Below are 22,821 nucleotides of genomic sequence, written 5' to 3'. Positions count from 1 at the left end.
TACGTCAACAAGCGGCTGAAGCTGGCCTTGCCGTGGTCGAAGCGAATCGTGGTGCCTTGCAGCGTCAGTTTGCTCTCGCCGAATCGTTACTCGTGCGCCAAACAGCCTAACGCCACTGAGGTATTAGGCTTGGGGAATAACTGAGTAATAGCCCGCGAGCAGAGCCGTCCAGTCGGCGGGCTTAAATGCAAGTGTTGTCTGCTTACCTTGTTCTTTATTGAAGGAGCGTAGCAGCCTATCAAGGTTCGCCTTCTGCCATTGGGCATTGGGCGTTTTGATTTCACCCCGATCAAAATCAATCAGATAGAAACGCTCTTGTGCGTCATCTGCTTGCTGGGGTTGCCACAAAATATTCTTCGCGTTTAAGTCGGCATGGTAAACGCCGCGACGATGAAATTGGGCAATAGTGGCGCCGAGTGCTTGCCATTGGGCTTGGCTCATAGAGCCTTTGGTTAACTTGGCGACCAAGTCTTCGGCGCCATCGACCCGCTCGATAATAATGTCGGCACGGTAAAACAAACCATCGCGTACAATATTGGCGGCAATAGGTTTAGGCACCGCGAATTGCTCGCGGTAGAGCAGGTCTAGCAGCCTTAATTCGCCCATGGCGCGGGTGTTTTCAAGCCCGGTATAGAAGTAGGCATCCTTACTGAATTTCTCCATCAGGCCGCCGCGCCAGTAATGTCGCAATACCCAATGGCGCTCGCTGAAGGCTACAAACCAAGTGGTGTAACGTCCCTTGGATGATCCCACTACCGCGGCTTTTTCACGCCAAAAATCCACCGAAAACCAAGCAGGTGTGATGTCTTCAGGCGTATCTTGGCAAAGCGCCATATAGCCATCGGCGGTATTTATGATTTTGATTTGTGCGTTCATGGGAGATTTGTTGACTTAAGCGTGGCACCTGCGGCCATTCTACATTAAGATCCTTAGCTTGCGCCAAATAACCTTAAGAGCTATTCGCTTGAGTTTAAATCCCAACACCATGAATTCTCTCTGCCTGCTTAGGCTATCGGCTATCGGTGACGTCTGTCATGCCGTGGCTATGGTGCAGGCGATTCAACGCCAATATCCCCAGCTCAAAATCACTTGGGTGATAGGCAAACTTGAATACCAACTATTAAAGCACTTGCCCGGTATTGAGTTTGTGATTTTCGATAAATCCCAGGGCTGGCGCAGTTACTTTAATCTGCATAAGGCGCTGAAAGGCCGTCGCTTCGATGTCTTGCTACACATGCAAGTGGCGCTGCGGGCGACCTTGGCCTCCCTCGCGATTTCGGCAAAGATTCGGGTCGGATTCGACCGTGCCCGCGCCAAAGAAGGTCAATGGCTGGTCACCAATCATAGGGTCGAACCTTTAGCTCAGCCCCATGTGCTGGACGGCTTTATGGGGTTCGCCAAGGCGATAGGCGTTAGCGATATCACCCCGAGTTGGAATATTCCAGTCCCTCAAGCGGATACTGAATTTGCTCAGCGTCAGATTGCCGATGGCGAGAAGGTATTGGTCATTTGCGCGGCCGCCAGTAAAGCCGAGCGTAATTGGCTGCCCGAGCGTTATGCCGCCGTGGCGCAACATGCTGTGAATAAGGGTTATCGAGTCATTCTCTGCGGTGGCCCAACAGCACTTGAAAAGACATTGGCCGACGATATTGCCAATGCATGTTCTGCGAAACTCGATAACTTAGTCGGCAAAACCAGTTTGACTCAATTACTGGCTCTGCTGAAACGCGCCAGCCTAGTGCTAGGGCCCGATACGGGCCCTGCACATATGGCGGTCACGCAAGGGACGCCAGTCATAGGTTTGTATGCCCATTCTAACCCAGGTCGCACTGGGCCTTATTTATCGCAGCAATATGTGGTGAGCGCCTATCAGGAGGCCATCGCCTCACAGCAAAGCGGTGAGGTGAAATGGGGCACCCGTGCAAAGGGCGAGCACCTTATGGCGCTAATTAGTGTCGAAGCAGTGATAGAGAAATTTGATCAGGTTATTCAGCAGACACACAGTTAACCACTGTTAGCCTGTCACCCTGAGTTTTAGATTATCGTTTAGGAGAAAAATCATGCGGATAGCCATAGCCATCGACAGTTTAGCGGGTGGTGGAGCCGAGAAGGTCATGATTACCTTGGCAAAGCAGTTTATTAGCCTAGGGCATGAGCCGCATTTTTTGGTCATGGAAGATAATCGTTATTACGAAACGCCAGACAATTTACCTGTTCATCAATGTTTTGCCGACAAAGATAAAGATTATGACCGCTTCGGGCGCCTAGGTGCATCGGTCGATAAGTTACGGGCAAAGATTGCCGAGATTGAGTCCCGAGTCGGTAAGTTCGATCTGTTTTTATCTAATCTTGATAAGACCAATTTGATGATGACCAAAACCGGGGTGACACCACTCTATGTGATTGTGCACTCATCGGTTGAAGAAGAATTGAGTCGTCAGTTTAAGTTAGGCCCCTTCGCCTACTTTAAGAAACTGCGGGCGAAAAAAGCGCTCAATGGTCAGCATTTGATCACTGTGTCCAACGGCATAGCTAAAGAGATTCAAGCTAAGGGACGTTTGCAGCCTGCATCAATGCGAACTATCTACAATCCATTTGAATTTAATGAGATTGTTGCCCAGTCACAGCAAGATAATCCGCAAATCCCTCAGGGTGACTATCTGATCCACGTGGGGCGTTTTGCTAAGCAGAAGCGCCACGATGTGTTGTTTGAGGCCCTTAAACAGACCCAAAATCAGTTACCTGTGGTGCTGTTATGCCATAACCACAAGAAGGCGATTAAAGCGGCGAAGAAATACGGCATCGAGAAGCGTTTAATCATTCCTGGATTCCAGAGCAATCCTTTTCCTTGGATAAAACGTGCTAAAGCTCTGGTGCTGAGTTCTGATTTTGAAGGATTGCCGACGGTATTAATCGAGTCCTTAGCATGCGGCACGCCAGTGGTCAGTACCGATTGCCCACATGGGCCGAATGAGATTTTGACCGGAAATTTGGCTCCCTATCTTGTTCCCCGTCGTAATCCTGCGGCCTTGGCCAAGATGATTGACGCCGTGGTCGCCCAGCCGCCATCCCTCGACAATGTGGAGATTTTAGCTAAGGTGGATGCGACTGCGATTGCCGAACAATATCTCGCGCTAGCGAAATAATTTACCCAAGGAGAAAGCGGTGGAAGCGCGTAAATCAAATAAAAGACGTTATTTGTTCTACATAGCACAGAACTATTCCTATGCGATGCTAAGGCCGCTGCAGCAAGTGATTCTGGCGCGTGGCGATGAGGCGTGTTGGTTCCTCGAAGGCCGTGAGGTCGACCCCAAATTCCTTAAAGCGGATGAAAAACGCTTACCCGATATCGATGCTGTTAAGGCATGGAAACCCGATGCGGTGTTCGTGCCGGGTAACGTAGTGCCAAGCTTTATCCCTGGGGTCAAGGTGGGGGTGTTCCACGGTTTTAATGCGGGCAAAATGAATCATAAGGGGCGAGAAGATCACTTCGAAATCCGCGATTGCTTTGATTTGTATTGCACTCAAGGGCCGGCGACGACGCTGCCGTTCCTTGAGCTAGAGAAAAAAATCGGTACCTTTACTGTGGCCGAAACTGGCTGGCCAGCGCTCGATCCTTTATTTATTGAAAATAAAGATAATCCTTACATTAAGCCCGATGATCCACGGCCCGTAGTACTGTTTTGCTCGACATTCTCCCCCAGTCTGACCTGTGCGCCTGAGGTATTCGAGCAGATTAAAGCCCTGTCGCAAAAGAGCCAGTGGCGCTGGCTGGTACAATTCCACCCTAAGATGAAGCCAAGTATTGTTGAGCAATACAAGACTCTCGAAAATGAGAATCTCCAGTTTGTGGAAACCGACAACGTGATCCCGCTTCTGCAGGCGGGAGATGTGATGCTCTGCGATACCTCCTCGATTTTATTGATGTTTTTAATGCAGCGTAAGCCAGTGGTGACCTTTAAAAATCAGTCACCGAAGGCGCATTTAATCGATATTAACCGAGTCGAAGAGATTGAACCTGCACTCACTAGAGCGCTTAGCCGCCCCGATGATTTGATGGCGCATATCCATGATTATTGCAATCAAATTCACCCCACGGGAGATGGTCAGTCTAGCCAGCGTGTACTCGCGGCGACCGATGCCTTGATCGATAAGGGAACCGCTTGGCTTAAACCTAAGCCATTGAACCTACTGCGACACTTTAAAATGCGCCGCAAGTTAGGTTATTGGAAGTTTTTATAAAATTTTGACTTATGATTAGTGTAAAGTTGCTTTGAGATAAAAATGAAAGAGCTTACTTTTGTTGTACAAGGACCTTATTTTCTGCATACAGATAGAAATCACATTTCTTCTGACGATTGCTTTAGATCTTTACGAAAATATTTTCCAGATTCAAAAATAATATATTCAAGGTCAGATAATGTTGTGATTCCTCTTGAAACATTATCTTTAATAGATCTTGTCGTTTGTCCAGATGACGTAGGCCATAATCAAACTGGATGTATCAATTCTATTCCAAAATTTGAGAATGTGAATAGGCAAATACATGGTGTTCTAGCCGGATTAGAATTGGTCGAATCCATTTATTGTTGTAAAGTTAGATCTGATTTTAAATTTGTCAATAATAATTTGATAGATATTCTTCCTTCTTTATTGGTTAAAACTAGTAGGTTTAAAGGGCGTTTGACCATATTAGATATATATAGTCGTACAGAGTACTTTAAATTTGGTGGAAGGAGTTATGTTGATTATCACTTAAGTGACTTTATATTTGTAGGATATTCTGAAGATGTTATAAAGTATTGGAAGGGTGATCTTTTTAGTGATACAGACAAAAATTATCTTCATTATGATGACTATAGAACAGTCGAGCAAATGTTGGGACGACGTTTTTATAAAAACTATTTTCCAGACATTGAAATAAATGCTGAACGAAATGTTAGCCTTGAGCGGTGTCTATTGGCAAAGTCACAAATTCAAGAGGATTTTAATTTTTTATCTTTTAAAAAGCTAGGTATAGATATTCCTCGAAGATTTAAGCGTCCCTATAGAGACCAGGCATATTTTATCAATGGAAATGCATTTGGAAGATTAATATATAATCTATATTTCATAAATAAGTTGATCTTGAAAAAATCTGGTCTAAGAGGTTTTTGGAATAAGTTAAAAAAATAAGTTTATACTACAATGCATGTTTAATGCATTGTAGTTAAATATTTTTTATCATTTTTTTGATAGAAACTCTTTATATTCTGAAGGAACTCCGCAAAATATTACATCCTCTCTGGATATTAAATTATAATGTATTTTTTTATTTTTTTTTATGAGATAATTATACAACGGTGCTACATATAGTTCTCCCTTTTCCCATTCTTCTATAGGGAGAGTTATGTAATCATTATATGCATCTATGTAATCTTTGCTATTTTTAAAATAATATAACCCAGTGCAGCATAAGTTAGATATAGGTTTTTTTTCAGTCGTTAAGTCAATCAAGGTATTTTCATTGGAGCTTGCTCTCACAAATGACCAGTTATCCCCTTCGCCCTGAAAGACTTCCAAGTAGCCATCTTCTACCATTTTCAATTCCGGATATATAAATCCTGGTCTAAATGTGTCTATGTTGAAAATAGTGATTGGTTCTTCTGTTTTGTTAATATTTTTTAAGCCGAGAAAAACTGTCTCTGCCTGTCCCTTTGTATTTTCATGAATAACTATTATTTTAAATTTTTTAATACCTAGCATCTCTGATTTATTTCTTACAAACTTAGGTGTTTCATGAATATCTCGAACTATAAAAATAAATTCTTCACTTTGAAAATATTTCTCAAAGCTTTTAACTGAGTGTTCAAACAGAGTTAATCCATGAGCCAGTAACATGTATTTGGGTTTATCATATCCTTCTTTAAAAAATCTACTACTTAGTCCAGCCATTGGAATTACAATCATTTTATTAACTCCTTCATAATACTGTAAATTCTGAATGTATTAACAAATAACCCTGACTGCCTATACTTATCGTCAGAGTGTAATGTTAACATCGATAAGAAAAGTTGAATTTGCATGGCATATATATTTAAAGGTGTTAGATTGTAATGCTTGCAAATCTTATTTAAAAATGATGATTTTATTTTGTCTATTCTATTATCATTTGGCAATATTATTGACAATTCTTTTTTAGCGTAATCAACACTTGTTTGATGGTAACCTGCAACAATCCAGTCATACATTCCCAATACGGAGTGACTTAGCTTAGCTATGTCATAGAAGATATCACCATAAATGCTTATATGCCCTTGATGTGTAATTCCTCTTGGGTCTATAACTTTTATCTTATCCGATCTAAAATCATACAAAATATTGCTAAAGCAAAAATCTCCATGCATTAATGTTGTGTGCTTGCTTTCTGTTGGAAGATATTTTTTGCTTATATCCAAAATATCTAAAATGCTACATTTAACATTTTTGTTAAATGTCCACTTTTCGTCAATTTTTATTTTTTCACTCAAGAGATACTCATTTAGTCTATCTTTTGTTTTTACGATGAGTAATTCATTGAAAAAACTTTCATTTTTAATATTTTTTATTTCTTTACAATCATCAATGAATTTTATGCAATGAGTGAAAATATTATCCCAGATGCTAGTTGGAATCTCTGTGAAAACAAATAATTCATTTAAAGAAATGTTGTGAAGATATTCTAAAGAATAGCGATAATTCCCTGATTTATCTTCTGTACATCCCAAATATTGTGGAGTATAAACTCTGAGCATTGGTGGTAGCGATTCAAACCAGTTTGCTTCAGCGAGAATTTTATTATTGTTTTTGCTAGATTTTGTAATTTGTGTTTGGTTTATTTTTAAATTATTGAAAGCTCTTTGTGTTGTAAAGGCTGTTTTCGAGTGGTAATATGTGTTTATATGGCCGAAATCATACCATTTTTTTATTTTAAAATTTGAGAGGCTATTTTCATTATTGTAACGATTTACTCCATTTATAAAGTCCCAACGCTCAAGCGTGATACATTTTATTAGCTTCTTTGGGTGACTAAAGTTAAAATAACCACATATAATTTGTTTATTTTCTTTCCAACTAATTTCGTTTTTTGTTGAGAAAGTGGACCATGTATAGTTATCTAGTGTATTAGCTGTTGCTATAATATCACATTCGGTTGGATAACTCTCCAGTAATGTATCTCCAAAGAGAATACTGAGTGAATTTGTAAACACTTCTTCTGCAATGTTTAAACATGTGACAATAGCCTCGCCGATAGAAAGATTTTCTGGCGTACGAATTATATTAACGTTATGAGTAGCTAGCCATTTATTATCTACTTCGGACATTTCATAAGAATCTGGTATGGAAAGGTAAATACTCTTTCCCTGAGGGATTTTTCTTATTTGATGTTGGAATAGTCGTCTGTTACCTAAAGGTAAAAAGGCAGGTGGTATTGTTCCGAATTCAGCTTTAAGATCTTCGGTAACATATGCGCCTGACATAATTAAAAACATATAATTTCCTTATTTAGTAGAATATGGATTTCATTTAAATCCATATTTAAAAACTCAGATGGGCGAATTGCTTTATCATCAACATAAAAACCATCATTTCCACACCAGGGTTTTCCTACTATAATTTCATCATAAGGAACTTCATATTTATCTAACCACTTTATTATTTTTGGTAAAGTATGTATGTTGATTTTTCCAACATTCCCATCGTATGTTCGCATATTTCTTGCTGTTGCAATTACAATGCAAAATCCAGAATTTTTATATTCTTTCAGCTTCTCAATTAACGCTATATTAGGTAAAACTTTTTCATAATCAGTAGTATTCGCAAGTGTAATAGTACCGTCTAAATCAACAATTAATTTTTTCACATTAACTCCAAGTACACTCATTGATAATAATTTAAATTGCTAAATTAATATATTGAGCTGCAATATATTGGCTATCTACGGCCTTTAATATTTCTAGATTGTCTAAGGCTGGTGGGGTGGCTAAGCACTCCAGTGCCTTTTGTGCCAACAACGCAGGTTGGCGAACCGGGACGAGATATTGTGCTAAATGCCCTGTGAGAATTTCATTGGGTCCGTGTGGACAATCCGTACTGACGACAGGCGTACCACAGGCTAAAGACTCAATCACAACTGTCGGTAGGCCTTCAAAATCTGAGCTGAGTAACATCAACTCGGCTTTGGCAATCCAAGCGTAGGGATTGTGTTGAAACCCTGGTGTGATGATTCTGTGTTCGACACCGTATTTCTTGGCGAGTTTGCGTGCCTTTTTGGGGCGGTTGCACAGCAGGACAAGCTTAGGGGCCGTTGGCATATCCCTAAGTGCCTTAAATAAAATGTCGTGGCGTTTTTGCCGTGTCACGCGACCGACATGGATCATATAAGGCTCACTTGGGATCTCGGCAATTTCTTCTTGAGTCTTCTTGCGGATTTCCTCCAATCTAAAGGGATTATAGATGGTCTGAACGCTTTGCGGCTTCAGCCAAGAAGTGGCTCTAAGCTCTGCGGCGATACCATTGGAAACCGTGATGATCTTTTTGCCAATCAGTGCTTTAGCCTTTTTCCAGCGACGCCAGAAATGCACTGGACCACGCTTTAATTCCATCAAGAGTTCTTGCTTAAGGGCGCAGTGGCAAAAGTAATAGCAGGGATCGAAATCGCAGCCGGTAACAACGACATCGCAGTCGGTCGAGTTACTTAAGAATAGCGAGAACTTACCCGATTGTTCCGCTTCGGCCACCTTGGCCTGCAGGCGATGTCTTTGCTCCTGTAGGCTTGGCTTTTGACCTGCTTCATATAGGTAATGAATCGTCACATTTTCTGGCGGCATAAAATCCCCTTCTTTATGGAACACAAAGAGGTGAACATCTTGCCCGGCTTCCTGTAGCACTTCTGCCTGGGATAAGGCGATTTTGACTGTGCCGTTAGAGAAAAAGTTATGGCAAAAAATGGCGATTTTTTTCATATAAGTGCTCTGATTACGTGGACTTAATCGGTTGTGGTGTGGTTTCAATCCATCTTGGTTGGACGAAAGCCGCTGCCTACTTAAGCCAATATATAGCGAGTCGGCATTATATCAGTTCATGCCTTTACATGGGCTTAATCCGAGGAATTCTTGCCAGTATTTCAATTTTTAACGGGATTTTCAGCGGTTTTAATCGGGATGATTCACTCAAGTGGCTAAAACGAGTAGACTGGCGGCAATGATTTTTGGGTATCTATCTGAGTCGAGTCAGCAAAGTGCACACAAGAGCGATTTATCCTGGGACTTTCGATCCCATTACCAATGGTCATGCCGATTTGATTGAGCGTGCGGCTAAGTTGTTTAAGCATGTGATTATTGGCATTGCGGCCAATCCATCTAAGCAGCCAAGGTTTACTCTTGAGGAGCGCGTTGAGCTGGTAAACCGCGTCACGGCCCATTTGGATAATGTGGAAGTGGTTGGTTTTTCGGGCTTGCTGGTGGATTTTGCCAAGGAACAGCGTGCGAGCGTGCTGGTGCGTGGTTTGCGTGCGGTTTCCGACTTTGAGTATGAATTCCAATTGGCCAACATGAATCGCAGATTAAGCCCTGATCTTGAGAGCGTATTTTTAACACCGGCTGAAGAAAACTCTTTTATTTCTTCCACCTTAGTGAAGGAAGTCGCGCTGCATGGCGGCGATGTGAGTCAATTTGTACACCCTGAGGTGGCAAGCGCGTTGACCGCCAAGCTTAACCTCGCAAAAGCCTGATAAGGCTGAGTATTTCTATAAAACCTTTGAGGCATCAGGCCTCGCGATGATAATGAAAAGGATGTTATGAAGGCTTTTTTGACCCCCACTATCCTCGCTGCTAGCGTTGCATCTGGTTTACTATTTTCTGCTTCCGTTGCTGCCGCCCCTTGGGTTGATGCCTCGGATATTTATTTAAGAGCCGATATTCAAGCACTGGCCGATGCGGGCGTGATCCGTGTGCCTGTGAATACCTTTCCCTTGATGTGGTCTGGTATTGGTGCCGACTTAGCGAAAGTCGAACCCGAGCTATTGTCTCCCCGATTAGTACAAGCCTTTGCTCGAGTGAACTTTTACTATCAAAATGCCGTCGATAATCGCGGCAATGCGAGGGTTAAACTCGCGGGTGCGACTGATCCTGCTCGCTTCCAACATTATGGCTCCGACTACCGTGAAAAGGGTGAGGTTAAAGCCTCCTACGAATACTTAGGCTCACGTGTGGCCTATAAAACCACAGTTGCCGAGACCTACGACCCGCAAGATAACAAAAACTTCCGTCTCGATGAGTCTTATTTCGCGGTGATTATGGGGAACTGGATTGCCACCTTAGGTACGGTTGAGCAATGGTGGGGGCCTGGATTCGATTCGGCATTGCATCGTTCTAACAATGCGCGCCCTATGCAGTCACTGTCGCTCAGCCGTAATAATGCTGCCGCCTTTGAAACGCCATGGTTATCTTGGATTGGGCCTTGGACCTTCAAGACCGGTTTTAGCCTAGCTGACAAAGAGCGCGCCGTGCCTAAAACGGCGGAATGGGATATGCGCTTTACCGCCAAACCCCTTCAGCAGTTAGAAATAGGCCTGTCTTGGTCGACACTGTTTTGTGGCGAAGGGCAGAATTGCGACTTCGATTCTTGGTGGGATTCTGTCGCAGGCAACGCGGTGTGCATCGACGGTGCGGATTCTTGCCTTGCCGAACAACGTCGTGACGCGGGGCATAGAACCCAGAGTATCGATTTACGCTATGCCGACACTTGGCAGGATATTCCCATTGGTTTGTACCTTGAGCGCAGCTGTGAAAACGGCAGCGATTGCGGCTCACTCTGGGGTATAGATACCCATTTCGGTACCTCGGGTAAACAGTTCAAGCTGTTTATGGAATACTCGGATACCTTTGTTGAGTGTGGTGGCAAGGCGAATTGCTTCTATGAAGATCCTGTCTACTTAAGTGGGGCGCGTTACTACGGCAGAGCTTTAGGTTCGACCTATGATAGCGATGCGCAAGTCTTTGTGTTTGGTTTGGTTGGCCAGTTCCATAACAGCCGCGGTTTTACCTCGCTACTGCGCTATGCCAAGTTGAATAAAGACGGCACCAATGTGGCGACCACATGGGCACCACAGCCACCGAAGGAAGATTTACTGATGCTGGAGCTGTCCTATCGTATGCCTGTGTGGAAGGGCATGTGGAGTCTAGGCGGCACGGTATCGAGATCGGAATTTGATGTACAAGAAAACGATACTAATGCGACTTTCTTCAGTAGTTTTGAATATCGTTTTTAAGCGCTAATCTAATAAAAAGGCCTGCAAATCAGCAGGCCTTTTTGTTTTCTCAAAGAGGTTACTTCGCATAAAACGCGCGGTACCACTCGACAAATCTGCTTACCCCGGTATTGATATCCACTTGGGGTTTATATCCTACGGCCTTAAACAGGTCTTCAGTATCGGCCCAGGTGGAATGCACATCACCGGGCTGCATGGGTAAGAATTGTTTGTTAGCCTCAATGCCGAGTGCACTTTCGAGTGCAGTAATAAAATCGAGTAATTGCACTGGGCTGCCATTGCCTATGTTGAATACGCGATAGGGCGCGCTGCTATTGGCGGGTGTGCCAGTTTCTACACGCCAGTCCGGTGTTGGGCGAGGAGGCTTGTCTTGTACTCTGATGATGCCCTCAACAATATCGTCGATATAGGTGAAATCACGACTGAGATCGCCATGGTTATACACATCGATAGTGTCGCCCGCGAGAATCGCTTTAGTGAATTTAAACAAGGCCATATCGGGTCGTCCCCAGGGACCATACACGGTAAAAAAGCGCAAGCCTGTCGTGGGTAACTGATACAGATGTGAGTAGGTGTGCGACATTAACTCGTTGGCTTTCTTGGTCGCCGCGTAGAGGGAAATAGGATGATCGACGCTATCCTCGGTCGAAAATGGCATCTTCTGATTCAAGCCATACACAGAGGATGAAGAGGCATAGACGAGATGCTCAATTTGGTGATGGCGGCAGCCTTCTAAAATCGTCAGATGCCCGACTAAATTGCTATCGGCATAGGCGAGGGGGTTATCTAGCGAGTAGCGCACCCCTGCCTGTGCGGCGAGATGGATAACCCGTTGAAAGCCCTGTTGTGCAAACAGTGCCGCTATACCTTCTCTGTCGGCTAAATCCAGTTTGATAAAACGGAAATTGTTTAACGCTTCGAGTGGTGCGAGCCGGGCTAATTTTAGCGCAACATCATAATAGTCATTGAGGTTATCGATACCGACAACTTCATGGCCCTGTGCGCAGAGATGCTCACTGACTTTGGCACCGATAAATCCGGCGGCGCCTGTGACTAAGTATTTCATAGTTAACCTTAATGTTTGGGACGCTTAGTCGTAGTGGAACAGATCCCGTGTGTAAACCTTATCGGCAACATCTTCGAGCTCGCTGGCCATACGGTTAGAAATAATCACGTCGCACATGGTTTTAAATTCGTCTAAATCGCGAATGACTTTCGATTTAAAAAACTCATCTTCTTTGAGTACGGGTTCATAGACCACAACTTCGATGCCCTTTGCCTTTATGCGTTTCATCACCCCTTGCACCGCCGAAGCGCGGAAGTTGTCCGAGTCGGACTTCATGATCAAACGATAGATGCCAACCCGTTTAGGTTGCTTACTGATAATAGCGTTGGCAATAAAATCTTTACGGGTGGTGTTAGAGTCGACAATGGCACTGATCAGATTGTTAGGCACATCGTTATAGTTGGCCAGCAATTGCTTAGTGTCTTTTGGTAGGCAGTAACCGCCATAACCGAAGGAAGGGTTGTTATAGTAATCGCCGATCCGTGGATCTAAACAGACGCCTTCGATAATCTGACGGGTGTTGAGCCCCCGACTCTCAGCATAGGTATCCAACTCATTAAAGTAGGCGACGCGCATGGCTAAAAAGGTGTTGGCAAACAACTTAATCGCCTCGGCCTCTGTGCTATCTGTGAGTAAAATCGGAATATCTTGCTTTATTGCGGCGCAGGCAAGGAGATTGGCAAAGACTTGAGCACGTTCGGAACGTTCGCCAACAATGATGCGCGAAGGGTGGAGGTTATCGTAAAGCGCTTTACCTTCACGTAAAAATTCAGGCGAAAATAAAATATTGTCGCTGTTTAGCTTCTTTCTCAGCATTGCCGTGAAACCAACGGGAACTGTCGATTTGATGACAATTGTCGTGTTGGGATTCAGGGCGAGCACTTCCTTCGCGACATTTTCTACCGATTGGGTATTAAAGTAATTGGTTTGCGGATCATAATCCGTGGGTGTGGCTATGATGACAAAATCGGCATCTTTAACGACGTTTTTATCGGTCGTGGCACTGAGGTTTAAGGTTTTATGCTGCAGATATTTTTCAATCAGGCTATCGGCGATCATTGCTTTGCGCGCATTGACTAACGCGATGCGCTCGGGCATCAAATCAATCGCGGTAACACGGTTTTGCTGGGCGAGTAAAACTGCATTCGATAGGCCGACATAGCCCATTCCAACCACAACTATGTTCATAGGTTTTATAAGGTTTGGCATTTTGTCTTCCAAACTAGCATTTTCTGCTGAGATAGAATACGTCATTTCGATGAGATCCACAGTTCCAGATTAAGTGCTCATTTCTCGAGTTTTATGAGTATACAATGCTGAGCCGGCGTTCTGTTTAATTCATAACATCCTATCAATGCAGATTTTTGTTTGCCACAATCCTATGTTACCGTACTTATGGTTATTAAGCCTGGAGCCTAAACGTGATTTCAGTCGTGATCCCCGCAAAAGATGAGGTGGGCAATATTGGCCCATTAATGAAAGAGATATGCCAAGCCCTGCGAGGGCTGACTAAGTTTGAAATTCTTGTTGTTGATGACGGTAGTCAGGATGACACTTTTGGTGAAGTGATGCATACCGCAGAGGTGATGCAATGCGATGCGAAAGCCATTCGTCATGAACGCAGTACTGGCCAGAGTACCGCGATATCCACTGGCGTTTTACATGCTCGCGGTAAATATATCGTTACCTTAGATGCCGATGGACAAAACGACCCCGCGGATATTCCCGCCATGTTGGCACAATTGCCGCAAATTCATGCCGAACATTTTTGTATCGCAGGCTACCGTAAGAACCGTAAAGATACGGCATGGAAGCGTTTCCAGTCCCGCTTCGCCAATAAGGTACGTGATGCATTGCTACACGATGGCGTCCCCGACACTGGATGTGGCTTAAAACTCTTCCCCCGCGAAACCTTCCTACGTATGCCTTACTTCGACCATATGCACAGATATATCCCTGCCTTAGTGCGCCGCATGGGGGGAGAAGTATTTATTTCTGTGGTTAATCATAGGGATCGTCAAGTTGGCGTTTCCAAATATACCGCTTGGAATCGGGTTTGGGTTGGGATTGTCGACATTATGGGGGTCATGTGGCTCGGTCGAAGGGCGAAAATCGCTAAGGTCGCCCGTAGCGAAACCAGCTGGCACGATTAAGATGAAGCGACTCTATAAGGCGATTTTTATCGTCTTTATTTTGCTGGTGTTAATGTTTGCGGCCCAGCAGGGGTTATTCGAGCACGTGACCGATAGCAATTGGGTGGCACACTTTATTGCCGCTCAAGGAGTCTATGCGCTGGCGGTGTTGCTGGTGGTGGGCGCCTTGTTTACTGCAGTCGGAGGGCCGAGGCAGGTGATTGCCTTTGTGTTTGGCTTTGCCCTCGGCGGTATCTATGGCGGTTTATTTTCCACCTTAGCGGCACTGCTCGGCTGTGTGCTGGCGTTTTATGCCGCAAGATTAACCATTCGAAGCAGTCTGCAGCGACGTTTTGGTAATCGTTTACAAAAGTTTGAGGCGCTGATCATTCATCGGACTTGGTTAAAAGTCTTAATGATCCGTCTGTTGCCCGTGGGCAGTAATCTGCTGACGAACCTGTTTGCGGGGGCGACACACATCCCTGCGGGGGGATTTATGTTTGGCAGCGTGCTGGGTTATTTACCACAGATGCTTATTTTCAGTTTTGCGGGCGCGGGCATTGGCTTGTCTGATCATAACCAACTGGGGATCAGTATCGGGCTGTTTATTCTCTCGAGTCTTATCGGCGCTTACCTTTACCGTTCGAGCCTGCGCAAGCAGGTGGATGAATTGGAAAACTAAATAGGGATTAGGAATGGATGCATTGAATCGTCGTTTCAATAGCGAAGATTATTACCAAGTACTCTGGCCGCTGTTGCTGATGAGTTTGTTGATCTTACTGGTTGGCATAGGTTTTCGCTCCCCTTGGCCTGCCGACGAGCCACGCTTTGTCGAGGTCGCGCGGGAAATGGTTGCCTCGGGTCAATGGTTATTCCCAACCCGTGGGGGGGAATATTATCCCGATAAGCCGCCCGTGTTTATGTGGGCCATCGCCCTGTTTTATCAACTCACGGGTTCGTTAAAACTCGCCTTCTTATTGCCTAATGCCCTCTGCGGCTTGCTGACGGTATTCCTCGTTTATGATCTCGGCGCCAGATTGTGGAATGTGCGAGTCGGCCGCAATGCCGCATTGCTACTCTTGATTGTGCCGCAGTTTTTAATGCAGGCGAAAAATGCCCAGATAGATGCCATGGTGATGTGTTGGATAACCGTGGGATGCTATGGCTTGATCCGCCACTTTATGCTCGGCCCCCAATGGCGCTGGTATTTTATTGGCTGGGGGTTTATGGGGCTTGGGGTGATCACTAAGGGGGTTGGCTTTTTACCCTTATTGTTGCTCATTCCGATTGGGATTTATGCCATCAAAGATAAAAACCGTTTCGAGGGGCGCTTAACTTGGCTCTGCCTCGCGGGGCCTTTGGCTATGCTCGCCGTGATTGCCTGTTGGTTAGTGCCTATGGTGATGACGGTTCAAGCCCATGGCACCCCCGAGATGGTCGCCTATCAAAACAATATTTTGTTTAAGCAGACAGGTGAGCGTTACGTCAATGCTTGGCACCACATCAAGCCTTGGTACTTCTTCGTGCTGAGCGTGATCCCTTGGATGTGGTTCCCTATTTCGTTGCTGGTGGTCGCCTATTGGAAGCAATGGGTACAAAAGGTGAAGGCCGATCCCACCATTGCGATTCTGCTGATTTGGGTCGGGCTTGTGGTGCTGTTTTTTAGCATCAGCCCGGGTAAGCGCAACGTGTATATTCTGCCCGCATTACCAATGTTGGCCTTAGCTGCATCGGCGGTATTAACGGGTGTTTCACCGAAAGCTTGGTTTGAAAAACTGGTCACTGGTGTGCTGTGGTTCTTAGGTGCGCTTGTGTTAGTCGCTGGCGTGCTGGCATTTATCCATCATCCCGCACTGGTCAAAGCGCTGGCGGACTATACCGATGATCTTACTGGCATTGGTTACTTGTTTATTTTGCTCGGCGTGCTTTGGTGTGCCTTGTTGTGGCTGGCACGTCGTCAGTTTGCGTTGGTGAAGGTGGGGCTGGTTTCCGCCTTGGGCTGGGTGCTGGTAAGTACTTGGGGTTACGCTATGCTCGATGAGATGCGCACCCCCAGAAGCCTGATGCTACACACTGCCGAGGTGATAGGCGAGGATGCCGAACTTGGCCTAGTGAACTTTAAAGAGCAATTTATTCTGTTCTCGCCCATGAGTGTGACGCACTTTAGTTATCTCGCGCCGCTAGAAGAACAAGAGCGTAACGCGTGGCAATGGATGCAGGAGAACAAACAGCGTTATGTGTTAGTGCCTAGCGGTGCCGAGCTGAGTTGTTTCGATATCAAAGGCGGTAAGAGCATGGGGATTGCCCACCGTGACGAGTGGATTTTGTTATCCGCAGCAGAGCTTCAGCCTCAGTGCCAAGCGCCAGAGCGTGAGTACCGTTACTTTACCGATCATCCAGGCCGTTGGTTAAAAGAGTAATCAAAGGCCATATCGAAGAACCTAAAAATGCCTGCGATTGCAGGCATTTTTATCGGCGAAATTAACGCGTCTGGCAAATACCGCAAAACACTGTGGTGCGTTGACCAAGGCGAATTTCGCTGAGTAGATTGCCGCACTGAGTGCAGGTTTCGCCGCCGCGGCCGTAAACATGCAGCTTCTGCGCGAAATAGCCGGGTTTACCCTCGGCATTGGTGAAGTCTTTAAGCGTAGTGCCGCCCTGCTTGATGGCGTGGGCAAGGATTTGTTTGACCTCGGCAACCAATACCGTTAAACGTTCAATATCTATCTTGCCTGCCTCCGCCTCGGGGTGTATTCCGGCGGCAAACAGAGCTTCGTTGGCATAAATATTTCCCACACCCACCACAATATGGTTATCCATCAGGCAGAGTTTGATGGCCTTCTTCTTGCCCGCCAGTGCGGCAGCTAACTGATTGACGTTAAAGGCGTCGGTCAGAGGTTCTGGCCCGAGTTTTTCCAGTAGCGGATGGGCTTCCTCTGGCAATTGGCACCATAACCAAGCGCCAAAACGTCTCGGATCGTTAAATCGCAGAATTCGGCCATTGGCGAGGACAAGATCGATATGGTCGTGCTTCTCCACTGGCGTGTCATGGGGCAGGATCCGCAAACTGCCCGACATTCCCAAATGCACTATGCTGGTGCCTGCATCGGTATCGATTAACAGGTATTTAGCGCGGCGGCGCACTTGGCGTATGGTTTGGCCGATGATCTGTTTGGCAAGTTCGGGAACGGGCCAACGCAGTGAAGCGTTACGTACTACAAGGTCAACCACGGTTTGTTCGACAAGATGTGGGGCTATGCCCTGACGGGTGACTTCGACTTCTGGTAATTCCGGCATGATTGAGTTCTTTTAGGTAATAAAATTAGCTGGTGGATTTGGCATCGAGGATAGGCTGTAAATCTGCCCTTAGGCTGGGGGGCACTAAATACCAGTTGCCAGCGGGTGACTTGAGTACACCGTCCTCGGGGAAATAAATCCAACGTTGCGATTGGCGGATCTCGGCAATTTGGATCACCAGTTCCTGCGGCTTGCCAGTGGGTTGTGGTGCCTCGCTGAGGGGCGAGACCCTTAAGCCTTGCCAAGCCTTTGCCCATTGCTCACAGTTGAGTACTTGTGGATCGCATTCCCAACTCGAGGCTTGCTTATGCAGCCACACCCCATCTAGCTGCAGCTGCGCCAGCGGCGCATTGTCATCAAATAATAGTTGGGCATCACTCGGCACATTATGGGTTTTCTTGTCCATAAACGTCAGCACCGCAATGATAAAAATGCAGGCAAGAATAATGATGTTATTCCACTGTTTACGAGTAAGCGCCATGGCAAGAGTGACACAAAAAAGGGGACTGATGCCATGAGTGTATCACGGCAAAATAGAGATGCTAGCCCTATGACGAAGGGGTTAACCACCTGTGCTATTCATAAAGCGCAGGATTTGCACGCCAATATTATCGAAAACATGCTGCTTAGGTTTGAGCTTAATGCCTTGGAGAATCGCGGTTTTAAGGCGCTCAATGTCCCCGGGGTATTCTCGTACAATGCTTTTTAAATCAATGGAGTGTTCATTACCTAGGCAGAGCAATAATTGTCCCTCTACGGTCACGCGCACTCTATTACACTCATGGCAAAAATTATGGCTATGGGGTGAGATAAACCCGATGTGAATCGGACTATCCGCCATGGTGTAGTAACGCGCGGGACCGCCAGTGCGTTTATTGGAAAGTTGCAGAGGATAATGCTCGTTAATCATGGCCTTAACTTCATCGCTGCTACAATGACGCGCGTCTTTGCGCTCGTCCATTTCACCCAGAGGCATTTCTTCAATAAAGGCGATATCTAACTTACGGTCACGGCAAAAATTAACCAGATCAATCACTTCATGGTCGTTTTGCTGCTTAAGGATCACAGCATTGATTTTGATGCGTTTAAAGCCAGCGGCAATCGCGGCGTCAATTCCTTCAATAACTCGGGCTAATTTGCCATTGCGGGTCAGTTGGGTGAACAGTTCAGGATTGAGGGTATCAAGGCTGATATTAAGGCGGTTTAAGCCCGCCTCAAACATCGGCTTAGCGAATTTTGTCAGCCTAGAACCGTTAGTGGTCATCGACAAATCCTTAAGCCCAGGGAGTTTGCCGAGTAGACTGACAAGTTGATCGCAGTCGGTGCGCACCAGCGGCTCGCCGCCGGTGAGGCGGATCTTGGTCACCCCCAGTTCTGTAAAGGCTTGGGCAATCCAAGCCAACTCTTCGAGGTGCAGTACATGGTCCTTGGGCAAGAAGCAGGGATCTTCCGTCATGCAATAGACACAACGGAAGTCGCAGCGATCCGTCACTGAGAGTCGTAAATATTCGACCTGTCGGCCAAAGGCATCCACAAGTTGGCTCATAGAGCTTACCTGAACTTATAAAAGATCGGCAAAAGGTTGAATAAACACAGTTTCACCTGCATTGACCGCCTCAGCACCATCTCCAATGATGATAAGGCAATTGCCCTTGACCATAGAACTGAGCATGCCCGAACCTTGGTTGCCAGTGCTGGTCACGTGCAGCCTGCCATCATTACCTAGGCGATAAATTCCGCGGATAAACTCAGTGCGGCCCGTGCGGCTACGTAGAGTTTCATCGGTAATCGCCGGGAATAACGGCGCCTGCCAGTTTGTTTCACCGCCGAGTTTACGCAGCGCTGGTTGCACAAATTGCAGGAACGACACCATCACAGCCACCGGATTGCCGGGCAAGCCGAAGAAGAGGCTATCGCCGACCTTACCAAAGGCGAGTGGGCGACCGGGGCGCATATTGATCCGCCAGAAGTCGATATTGCCAAGGCGTGCCAGCACGGTCTTGATATAGTCAGCATCGCCAACGGAAACGCCGCCTGAGCTGATAACCACATCGGCCTGCGCCGCTGCCTTGGTTAAGGTGGCTTCGAGCGCGCTTTCGGAATCTTCGATAATACCTAAGTCAATGACTTCACAACCTAAACGTTTTGCCATTGCCTTAATGGTGTAACGGTTTGAGTCATAAATACAGTTTGGATTCAGTGTCTCGCCGGGTTGGCTGACTTCATCCCCGGTTGAGAACACGGCCACAGTCGGGCGGCGATAAACCGTTACACGGTCAAGGCCGAGGGAGGCTAATAAGCCCTGTTCGGCGGCGCTTAGGCGTGTGGCTTGGGTGAGGGCAACTTGGCCTTGGCCTATGTCTTCACCCGCAAGGCGAACGTGTTGGCCCCGTTGAATGCGGCCATCGAAACTGACCTTGGCATTGGCCTCACTGGCCAGTTCTCGAGGTTGAACAGTATCGGCGCCAGCGGGCACGGGCGCGCCCGTCATAATGCGCACGGTTTCACCCGCTTTGAGTGTGCCCGAATATTGATGTCCGGCTAAGACTTCACCGACTAAGGTAAAGCTTGCAGGTAGCGGATCTTGATAGGCAAAGGCATAACCATCCATTGCCGAGTTGGTTTGCTGCGGCACATCCACGGGCGAAATGCTGTCGCGGGCAAGCACACGGTTATCTAACGCATCTAAACCTACCTCTTCCACCTCAGTGACGGGGGCAACATGGGATAAAATCTGCGCCAAACCTTGGCTTACACTCAGGTTTTTATCGCTACCTAGGACGCAGGCATCGACTGTCGCAATTGGTAAGGCGGGGTTAGGGGCTTGCCAGCTATTGGCGTATTCCATCACAAAGTCAGCAATTTGCGCGACATTGTTGAGGTCGAGTCTTCTTAACTCGCTCGGCAGTTCGGTGTCATCACAGCAGGCAATGGCGAGAATATTGTCGTCTTGGGTATAGATAAATGGCTTGCCGTGTGCGGCGCGATGTAGCTCGATTTTAGGCAGTGTGAGTTTTTTAAAGCCTTCGACTAAGACGATATCGACCTTGTCGGCTTCAATTTGCTTAAGCAGGTGGACTAACTCTGGGTCGCCATCGCGGGCATCTTCGGTCATCAGCGCCCAACGCACATGGGAGGCGACTAACATTTGCCGCGCGCCGGCTTTGCGCATTTCGTAGCTGTCTTTACCGGGAATATCGACATCGAAATTATGGTGAGCATGTTTGATCACCGCGAGGCGTAAGCCGCGCTGATTTAATTCGGGGATCAATTGCTTGAGTAGGGTCGTTTTCCCCGTGCCGCTATAGGCACAAAATCCGAGAACGGGAATAGATAGCGGATTGACGAAGGGAGTACTCATTTGCACCTCTAATCTGGGTAATTTGGAGCCTTAGCTTTGGTTTATCTCTGCGGCCAGTCGTTGTTTTTGTTCTGGCGTGTTCACATTTACAAAGGCGTTGGGTTGATCGGCAAAGGCCGCGACGGCAAAGCGATGTTTGGCATACCAAAAATCAATTTTACGCTCACCGGCTTCGAGGAAGGCGGTCATCGACACGCGCAGGCTCGGCTTTAGTAGCATCACCACGGGCTGCTCACGTTCACCATCGCTGGCGACGGCAAGTTCGGCATCGTTCGCCTCAATCGCTGCCAATAAGCGGGCGACTAAATCCCGGGGCAGCAGCGGGCAATCGCAGGGTACGACGAGCAAATAATCTGCTTGGGTGTGACCCATAGCGGTGATCATGCCTGCTAAGGGGCCGAGAAACCCAGTATGCTCATCGCTCAACACCGTAAAACCGAACTCAGCATAACGTGTTTGGTTACGATTTGCGTTGATCAGGATCTCCTTAACCTGAGGTTTTATCCGCTCGATAGTGTGTTCTATCATGGCCTTGCCGTTTAGCTCGACGAGGCCTTTATCGTCCCCGCCCATACGGCGCGCCATACCACCGGCAAGAATTACGGCATCAATTTGCAACGACATATAAAGATCCCTGTGTGGAGTTTGTGAGCGGTTGCTGACAGGAGGTTATCACCTGTTGGTCTTCAATGTGCCACTGCTGCTCGCAAATCGCGGTGAGCGCACAGTTTTGATGACTGCTTAATAGCATTCCCGTCCCTTGCTGTTTGAGTTGTTGGATCATTTGCAAAACCAAGGCTTGAGAGTCCTTATCCATATTGGAAGTCGGCTCATCGAGCATCAGTAATTTGGGTTGCAGTATCCAAGCGCGGGCGATAGCGAGGCGTTGTCTTTCGCCGCCTGATAAATTGCTGGCTCTAGCTTGTAATAGCGAGCCTAGTTGAGCCATTTCAATCGCTTGGCCTATCCTGCGTTTGGCCTCGGTTTTTGAGGCCGCAAAAGGTAACCCGTAAGTTAGATTGTAATTAACTGTGCCATCGAATAAATAGGGGTGCTGGTGGAGATAAACGGCTTTGCCAAGCAAAGGGTTGCGAGTCCACCATGTATCCTTCTTAAAGCCGCTTACTTCAATCATACCCTTGGATGGCAGTTGTAAACCCGCGAGGATCTTCATTAGGGTTGACTTGCCCGAACCGTTTTCACCCTGCAAATAAATGACATTCCCTTGGCATAACTCAAGGCGCTGAGCTTTGAATAATAAGCGCGGGCCAAAGGACATTTCCAAGTCACGGGCGATCAGTTTGGCTTGGGTCATAAGTTAATGGCTCCTTGGCGTTTCTTTGCCGCGTAAACTACCTAAGGCAAAGTTGAGGATCAAGGCCAAGATTAGCAGCACTAATCCGAGGGCGATAGCTTGGGCGAAATCGCCTTTACTGGTTTCCAGTGCGATAGCCGTCGGGATATTGCGGGTCACGTTTAAAATATTTCCGCCCACCATCATCGAACAGCCGACTTCGGTGAGAATACGGCTAAAGGCTGCGACAATCGCCAGTAACAATGGCATACGTAGCTCGCGACATACTGTCCAGACGGCGCTTATCCAAGAGGCGCCTAAGGTACGTGAGGTTTCCCATGCCCGACGATCGACACTGGTGAAGGCCGCTTGACTCATGGC

22 protein-coding genes and 1 pseudogene are annotated in these 22,821 nt (G+C 46.6%); 9 read left to right on the top strand and 14 right to left on the bottom strand.

All coding sequences use genetic code 11. The annotated features are described in order from the left end of the window. Window positions 1-123 precede the first annotated feature (123 nt). Window positions 124-876: a 3-deoxy-D-manno-octulosonic acid kinase gene (locus ACK5NH_RS15765; protein ID WP_416921590.1), complete on the bottom strand. Its 753-nt coding sequence runs from the start codon at window positions 874-876 to the stop codon at window positions 124-126. Window positions 877-964: 88 nt separating this feature from the next. Here ACK5NH_RS15765 and ACK5NH_RS15760 point away from each other — a divergent pair, with 88 nt between their 5' ends. The 4 genes from ACK5NH_RS15760 to ACK5NH_RS15745 are packed head-to-tail and all read left to right on the top strand — an operon-like array spanning window position 965 to window position 5,175. Further along, window positions 965-2,008 carry a glycosyltransferase family 9 protein gene (locus ACK5NH_RS15760; protein ID WP_416921588.1) on the top strand — a complete coding sequence of 348 codons (1,044 nt, stop codon included), beginning with the start codon at window positions 965-967 and terminating at the stop codon, window positions 2,006-2,008. 52 nt (window positions 2,009-2,060) lie between these two features. Continuing rightward, entirely contained in the window at window positions 2,061-3,146 is a 1,086-nt protein-coding gene (locus tag ACK5NH_RS15755; protein WP_416921586.1) for a glycosyltransferase, read from the top strand. A 19-nt stretch (window positions 3,147-3,165) separates the two neighbouring features. After that, complete coding sequence (locus tag ACK5NH_RS15750; RefSeq protein ID WP_416921584.1) at window positions 3,166-4,242, top strand: CDP-glycerol glycerophosphotransferase family protein; 1,077 nt, start codon at window positions 3,166-3,168, stop codon at window positions 4,240-4,242. Between the two features lie 42 nt (window positions 4,243-4,284). Next, entirely contained in the window at window positions 4,285-5,175 is an 891-nt protein-coding gene (locus tag ACK5NH_RS15745; protein WP_416921582.1) for a WavE lipopolysaccharide synthesis family protein, read from the top strand. 48 nt (window positions 5,176-5,223) lie between these two features. Here the strand turns inward: ACK5NH_RS15745 and ACK5NH_RS15740 are convergent, their stop codons facing one another. From ACK5NH_RS15740 to ACK5NH_RS15725, 4 genes are read right to left on the bottom strand one after another with little or no spacing between them, the layout of a single operon-like run. Then, window positions 5,224-5,949, bottom strand: coding sequence for a glycosyltransferase family 2 protein (locus ACK5NH_RS15740; protein WP_416921580.1), 726 nt, complete (start codon window positions 5,947-5,949; stop codon window positions 5,224-5,226). Next, window positions 5,946-7,511 (bottom strand): capsular biosynthesis protein, encoded by a 1,566-nt coding sequence (locus ACK5NH_RS15735; protein ID WP_416921578.1) that lies wholly within the window; start codon window positions 7,509-7,511, stop codon window positions 5,946-5,948. Before ACK5NH_RS15735 ends, ACK5NH_RS15740 begins: the two co-directional genes overlap by 4 nt. Continuing rightward, on the bottom strand, window positions 7,502-7,882 hold the full coding sequence (locus ACK5NH_RS15730; RefSeq protein ID WP_416921576.1) for a capsular biosynthesis protein: 381 nt from the start codon (window positions 7,880-7,882) through the stop codon (window positions 7,502-7,504). Before ACK5NH_RS15730 ends, ACK5NH_RS15735 begins: the two co-directional genes overlap by 10 nt. Window positions 7,883-7,913: 31 nt before the next feature. Continuing rightward, window positions 7,914-8,984 (bottom strand): glycosyltransferase, encoded by a 1,071-nt coding sequence (locus ACK5NH_RS15725; RefSeq protein WP_416921574.1) that lies wholly within the window; start codon window positions 8,982-8,984, stop codon window positions 7,914-7,916. Between the two features lie 275 nt (window positions 8,985-9,259). On the opposite strand from ACK5NH_RS15725, the gene coaD reads away from it, so the two are divergent. Next, the gene (gene coaD / locus ACK5NH_RS15720; RefSeq protein ID WP_011718800.1) at window positions 9,260-9,751 is read left to right on the top strand and encodes a pantetheine-phosphate adenylyltransferase; all 492 of its coding nucleotides are present in this window, start codon (window positions 9,260-9,262) and stop codon (window positions 9,749-9,751) included. A gap of 66 nt (window positions 9,752-9,817) precedes the next feature. Beyond that, a complete protein-coding gene (locus tag ACK5NH_RS15715) occupies window positions 9,818-11,290 on the top strand; it encodes a capsule assembly Wzi family protein (protein ID WP_416921572.1) in 1,473 nt (490 codons plus the stop codon). A 58-nt stretch (window positions 11,291-11,348) separates the two neighbouring features. Here ACK5NH_RS15715 and ACK5NH_RS15710 read toward each other — a convergent pair whose 3' ends face one another. Next, complete coding sequence (locus ACK5NH_RS15710) at window positions 11,349-12,356, bottom strand: NAD-dependent epimerase (RefSeq protein WP_416921570.1); 1,008 nt, start codon at window positions 12,354-12,356, stop codon at window positions 11,349-11,351. Between the two features lie 24 nt (window positions 12,357-12,380). After that, window positions 12,381-13,544, bottom strand: a complete 1,164-nt coding sequence (locus ACK5NH_RS15705) for a nucleotide sugar dehydrogenase (RefSeq protein ID WP_416921592.1) — start codon at window positions 13,542-13,544, stop codon at window positions 12,381-12,383. Between the two features lie 233 nt (window positions 13,545-13,777). Between ACK5NH_RS15705 and ACK5NH_RS15700 the strand changes: the two genes are divergently transcribed. Genes ACK5NH_RS15700 through ACK5NH_RS15690 form a run of 3 tightly spaced genes read left to right on the top strand, consistent with a single transcriptional unit; the run spans window position 13,778 to window position 16,908 of the window. Further along, window positions 13,778-14,509 (top strand): glycosyltransferase family 2 protein, encoded by a 732-nt coding sequence (locus tag ACK5NH_RS15700; RefSeq protein WP_416921568.1) that lies wholly within the window; start codon window positions 13,778-13,780, stop codon window positions 14,507-14,509. 1 nt (window position 14,510) lies between these two features. Further along, complete coding sequence (locus tag ACK5NH_RS15695; RefSeq protein WP_416921566.1) at window positions 14,511-15,170, top strand: TVP38/TMEM64 family protein; 660 nt, start codon at window positions 14,511-14,513, stop codon at window positions 15,168-15,170. A gap of 13 nt (window positions 15,171-15,183) precedes the next feature. Continuing rightward, window positions 15,184-16,908 (top strand): glycosyltransferase family 39 protein, encoded by a 1,725-nt coding sequence (locus ACK5NH_RS15690; RefSeq protein ID WP_416921564.1) that lies wholly within the window; start codon window positions 15,184-15,186, stop codon window positions 16,906-16,908. Between the two features lie 61 nt (window positions 16,909-16,969). On the opposite strand, the gene mutM is transcribed toward ACK5NH_RS15690, so the two are convergent. The 7 genes and pseudogenes from mutM to ACK5NH_RS15655 all read right to left on the bottom strand — a co-directional run. Then, entirely contained in the window at window positions 16,970-17,785 is an 816-nt protein-coding gene (gene mutM / locus ACK5NH_RS15685; RefSeq protein WP_133181821.1) for a bifunctional DNA-formamidopyrimidine glycosylase/DNA-(apurinic or apyrimidinic site) lyase, read from the bottom strand. A gap of 25 nt (window positions 17,786-17,810) precedes the next feature. After that, window positions 17,811-18,266: a hypothetical protein gene (locus tag ACK5NH_RS15680; protein WP_416921562.1), complete on the bottom strand. Its 456-nt coding sequence runs from the start codon at window positions 18,264-18,266 to the stop codon at window positions 17,811-17,813. An 81-nt stretch (window positions 18,267-18,347) separates the two neighbouring features. Then, window positions 18,348-19,331, bottom strand: a complete 984-nt coding sequence (gene moaA, locus ACK5NH_RS15675) for a GTP 3',8-cyclase MoaA (protein WP_416921560.1) — start codon at window positions 19,329-19,331, stop codon at window positions 18,348-18,350. Between the two features lie 15 nt (window positions 19,332-19,346). Next, window positions 19,347-21,146, bottom strand: a complete 1,800-nt coding sequence (locus ACK5NH_RS15670; protein WP_416921558.1) for a bifunctional molybdopterin-guanine dinucleotide biosynthesis adaptor protein MobB/molybdopterin molybdotransferase MoeA — start codon at window positions 21,144-21,146, stop codon at window positions 19,347-19,349. 30 nt (window positions 21,147-21,176) lie between these two features. Continuing rightward, window positions 21,177-21,770 carry a molybdenum cofactor guanylyltransferase MobA gene (mobA, locus tag ACK5NH_RS15665; RefSeq protein WP_416921556.1) on the bottom strand — a complete coding sequence of 198 codons (594 nt, stop codon included), beginning with the start codon at window positions 21,768-21,770 and terminating at the stop codon, window positions 21,177-21,179. After that, a complete protein-coding gene (locus ACK5NH_RS15660; protein WP_416921554.1) occupies window positions 21,754-22,461 on the bottom strand; it encodes an energy-coupling factor ABC transporter ATP-binding protein in 708 nt (235 codons plus the stop codon). The genes mobA and ACK5NH_RS15660 overlap by 17 nt, the downstream gene beginning before the upstream one ends. A 3-nt stretch (window positions 22,462-22,464) precedes the next feature. Continuing rightward, window positions 22,465-22,821: pseudogene (locus ACK5NH_RS15655) on the bottom strand (ABC transporter permease); the annotation flags it as partial.

This window comes from Shewanella sp., assembly GCF_047975355.1.
In the GTDB taxonomy this organism is placed as follows: Bacteria; Pseudomonadota; Gammaproteobacteria; order Enterobacterales; family Shewanellaceae; genus Shewanella.
The sequence above is the reverse complement of the archived record's forward strand: the minus strand, read 5'-3'. Positions and strand labels throughout refer to the sequence as shown.